Below are 3582 nucleotides of genomic sequence, written 5' to 3'. Positions count from 1 at the left end.
TATTTGCTATTGTAGTCAGTAGTTTAGAGCGAGTTACCGACTTATGAAGTATGACCTTACCATTTTGGTCTACGGCATGAAGACTGAAGTGGTTTTTAGCTAGGTCGATACCGCAGAAATAAGAATAATCAGACATGGTGCCTCCGATGCATTTAAGTACCACATAAGTGTGGCAGATCCTCGGTAGGGGGAGTCCATATCATTCGTTAGGTAGCTAAGGAGTTTTAAGTAGAGCATATGAAACCAAGTATAAGTGATGTATTAAAAGCTCTTCAGGATAGCTGGTCTTTAGAAAGCACTGAGGAACCAGAAAACTGGACTCAATCTAATCCAAGTCGTGGGCAATGTGGAATATCTGCGCTAATAATTAACGACTATTTTGGCGGAAAGCTAGTTCTATGGAAGGTATTTTTGGGTGAAGATCAAGTTGGCTTTCATTACTCAAACGAGTTACCCGATGGCACGCTATTTGATTCAACTGGCGATCAATTCTGGGAAAGTGAAGAGCTAAAAGAACCTTCTTCGTTTGAAAGACCAGATAAACTACCAAAAAATGGAGCTAACCGGTATTTGAACTTATCAAATTTGGTTCGTAGTAAATTGGAAAGTTATCGGGTAGGAGCGGAAGTCTCTACCTAACGCGGCGTTCTACCGCAATCAATCATCTAACCTTTTCATAGCTTTACGGTAAACATCGCTACGTTCGCGTTTTCCTACTGCTAAGACGGTTACAATGATGACATCGTCTTCAACTTTGTAGACGAGACGGTAGCCCGATTGGCGAAGCTTAATCTTATACATGTTGTCAGCTCCAGAGAGTTTTGAAGCCGGAACATGCGGGTTATCTAAGCGCTCGATTAGCTTTTTCTTAAATTGTTGTTGAAGCGTTGAGCCAAGCTTTTTCCACTCTTTGAGTGCACTCTTTTTAAAGTCGAGTTTATAGGTCATCAATATTTACCGAAATGCTCTCTTCAGATTCACGCTCTTTCGCAATAGTTAGTAGTTCAAGATCTTCGAGTCTGTCCATCATCATTTCGTACGCTTCGGCTGGTACGCAATAAAATGCTGGCTCATTTCGGTTTAGTACAGCAACTGGTTCACCGTAAGCACTAGTAGCAACTTTCATAGGGTTAGCTTTCAACTCAGTAATGCTTGCAGCAACATCGGCTAAAATTCTAGTGGTCATGTAATAGGTCTCTTAAGTGGTCTTTGTTTCGGTCATTTTAGCCTCAACCAAGCGGTATAACAAGTTGCTTAAGAGCGATTCGTAACACGTGGCATTTTTACTATGCGTTGGTTTATGTGTTTAAGGTATTATGCGGACGCTAAGGTATTGGGTTGCTTATACCTTAACGCGGCGTTTGCCTAATCCAATAGTAAGTGAGTCTATATGACAGATAACATTTGGGAAGACAGAGAAACACCAAATCTTGAGCACATTCTCGAATTGTTCAACAACACTGAGTTGGGTGCATATCTAACAGGTCATTTATTGCTTGAGTCAGTATTAGTTCAATTAATAGAGTTGAAGATTGATGATAGTGAGAAGATAAACCCATTTAACATGAGTTTTCCTAATAAGGTTAAGTTAGCGCTTAATCGCGGTTTAATTTGGCAATCAATGGCTGATTTTTTGATCGAAATGAATCGTATCAGAAACAGGTTAGCACATCGTTTAGGTGAGCCCATTACTTTTGATTTAGTCTTTGGTTTAGCCAAGGTTGCTCACTTGGGCGGCGTTGATTTTTCTGATGACACAATACATTCTGATTATCAGTTGTCTCAACAGTGGTATGGTATTCAAGGAATCATCCAAGAAATATTCCAAAATGCCGCACAAGACCTTTCATTTATAATGGAAGAGCATGGTGGGGAATTTCAGTTTGCTTAGGCTAACAAACGTTTAAGAATAAAGCCAACCACACAGGGCGCCAACCGGCGCCCTTTGTGTTAGTTGGCAACGCTATAAGTGTCGTAGTCACGAAGTAAGAAGATTGCGATACAGGCTGCGAGCATTGGCCAAGAAGTGAAGAACAGTAGGTTGTTGAACGGGTCCATGTATTTTCCAAAAGAGGCGAAGGTTGAACCTGCGTGTAGGACCAAAATGGCACCGTAGGTGTACTTCTTCCACATACCTACAACGAATGCGCCTAAAAAGCCGAGCTGAGCGACACCCATAGCCATCATCGCGTTATCCGAGATGTCGATGCCGTAAAAGCCAGACAGCACCTTTGTAGCGTGCTCTGGTACCAGAATCTTATCTAAGCCCCAGAACAAGAAGACGATAAAAATGCCAACTCTCAGCAGCAATAGGCTAGTCGCCAATTTCGTTTGAAGTTTCTTTTCCATGATATTCCTTTTAATGCACTCAACGATGCGATGAAATTAAATGTCCCTCCAAGGAGACCCATCGCCTTCGCATATTCTTTCGTTGTTTTTTAGTGCCTTATGTAACAAAGAATGTCTGATTAACCTTTGCTTATATAATATGTCATTTTTTTGATGTGGTATCATTTACGCAGTTAATTGTTAATGGATATATAACGTGAAAAAATACCTACTATTATCGCTTTCGGTTTTAATTTTGGCTGGTTGTGGAGCCCCTCGTTACACAGGGAGCGCGATTCCAGAACCTACGACTGAAGTTGATGTTGTTATCGTTAAAGACGCTGAAACACGTGAAGGGTTCTTGAATACCATGGAAGCGTGGCTGCAAGATAACGATTATACCTACACCGTTGTACCTGATAAGTCGAAGCACGATCTTGATAAGCTAACATTGGAGTATGAAGGCCATTGGAGCTGGGACTTAGCGTTGTTCTTAAAGCAAGCAGAGATCAATGCTTATCAAAACGGGCAAAGAGTAGGTGAAGTAGAGTTTAAAGTTCCATATACGGCTAACCCGAACAAGTTTGGTGATGCATCTAAGCGTATTGGTTTTATGATGGATACGGTATTTGGTAAGAAAACCGCTGAAGAAGCGACGAAAGCGGCCAATTCATCAGATTCAAAAGCGACGAACTAGTCTAAATAGCTGACTAACTCATCCCTTTGTTCGCTTTCTATTTCTCTTTAAGCTCAGCTCGAAGAGACCAAGAGACCAAGAGACCAAAAGACGAAGAGACAAAGATGTGAAGCCGTAGCTTTTACCGTTGCGGCTTCACATTGTTCATATTAATTAAAGCTCTTGTCTGAAGTGATTTTTGCTAAACCAGCAATCATCTTCCAAAGCGTGTAGATCGCGGCAACAAGAAGTACAACATAGCCAATAATAAAAACGGCTGTTAGTGCGCCGATAATAGTAAGCACAATCGAAACAAAGAATGTTTTGGTGATGTTGTCGTAGTGATCCGCAAAGACAGTCCCTTGAGCATCGGACTTTTTAACGATGCCCCAAATACCACCTGCAAGAAAACTAATACCAGTAAAGAAGCCTAATAGCATTAACGCATACGCGATGAAAGGGCGGGATCGAACTTTATTCATTGAAAATAAAGGATTTATTTTACAGGGAACTTTTTTAGATAATCACGATCTGATCATGAAGTAAAAAAACATGAGAAATTCGCACATGATTATCAT

Annotated in this window: 7 protein-coding genes and 1 pseudogene; 3 read left to right on the top strand and 5 right to left on the bottom strand. The window is 40.9% G+C overall.

What is annotated here, in order from left to right; all coding sequences use genetic code 11:
- Positions 1-136: pseudogene (locus H5300_RS25975) on the bottom strand (IS110 family transposase); the annotation flags it as partial.
- A gap of 101 nt (positions 137-237) precedes the next feature.
- On the opposite strand from H5300_RS25975, the gene H5300_RS25970 reads away from it, so the two are divergent.
- Positions 238-639 (top strand): hypothetical protein, encoded by a 402-nt coding sequence (locus H5300_RS25970; RefSeq protein ID WP_065605998.1) that lies wholly within the window; start codon positions 238-240, stop codon positions 637-639.
- A gap of 18 nt (positions 640-657) precedes the next feature.
- On the opposite strand, the gene H5300_RS25965 is transcribed toward H5300_RS25970, so the two are convergent.
- Both H5300_RS25965 and H5300_RS25960 read right to left on the bottom strand, forming a co-directional pair.
- On the bottom strand, positions 658-948 hold the full coding sequence (locus tag H5300_RS25965) for a type II toxin-antitoxin system RelE/ParE family toxin (RefSeq protein WP_005377002.1): 291 nt from the start codon (positions 946-948) through the stop codon (positions 658-660).
- Entirely contained in the window at positions 938-1186 is a 249-nt protein-coding gene (locus H5300_RS25960; protein ID WP_004730320.1) for a type II toxin-antitoxin system Phd/YefM family antitoxin, read from the bottom strand. Before H5300_RS25960 ends, H5300_RS25965 begins: the two co-directional genes overlap by 11 nt.
- A 204-nt stretch (positions 1187-1390) precedes the next feature.
- Between H5300_RS25960 and H5300_RS27775 the strand changes: the two genes are divergently transcribed.
- Positions 1391-1891 (top strand): hypothetical protein, encoded by a 501-nt coding sequence (locus H5300_RS27775; RefSeq protein WP_220503586.1) that lies wholly within the window; start codon positions 1391-1393, stop codon positions 1889-1891.
- 59 nt (positions 1892-1950) lie between these two features.
- Here the strand turns inward: H5300_RS27775 and H5300_RS25950 are convergent, their stop codons facing one another.
- Complete coding sequence (locus H5300_RS25950; protein ID WP_182797285.1) at positions 1951-2349, bottom strand: hypothetical protein; 399 nt, start codon at positions 2347-2349, stop codon at positions 1951-1953.
- Between the two features lie 196 nt (positions 2350-2545).
- On the opposite strand from H5300_RS25950, the gene H5300_RS25945 reads away from it, so the two are divergent.
- Positions 2546-3025, top strand: a complete 480-nt coding sequence (locus H5300_RS25945) for an Sbal_3080 family lipoprotein (RefSeq protein WP_017089890.1) — start codon at positions 2546-2548, stop codon at positions 3023-3025.
- 149 nt (positions 3026-3174) lie between these two features.
- Here H5300_RS25945 and H5300_RS25940 read toward each other — a convergent pair whose 3' ends face one another.
- Positions 3175-3486: a hypothetical protein gene (locus H5300_RS25940; RefSeq protein ID WP_259397956.1), complete on the bottom strand. Its 312-nt coding sequence runs from the start codon at positions 3484-3486 to the stop codon at positions 3175-3177.
- Positions 3487-3582: the final 96 nt, after the last annotated feature.

It is taken from the genome of Vibrio sp. SG41-7 (assembly GCF_014164465.1).
GTDB classification, from domain to species: domain Bacteria; phylum Pseudomonadota; class Gammaproteobacteria; order Enterobacterales; family Vibrionaceae; genus Vibrio; species Vibrio splendidus.
The sequence above is the reverse complement of the archived record's forward strand: the minus strand, read 5'-3'. Positions and strand labels throughout refer to the sequence as shown.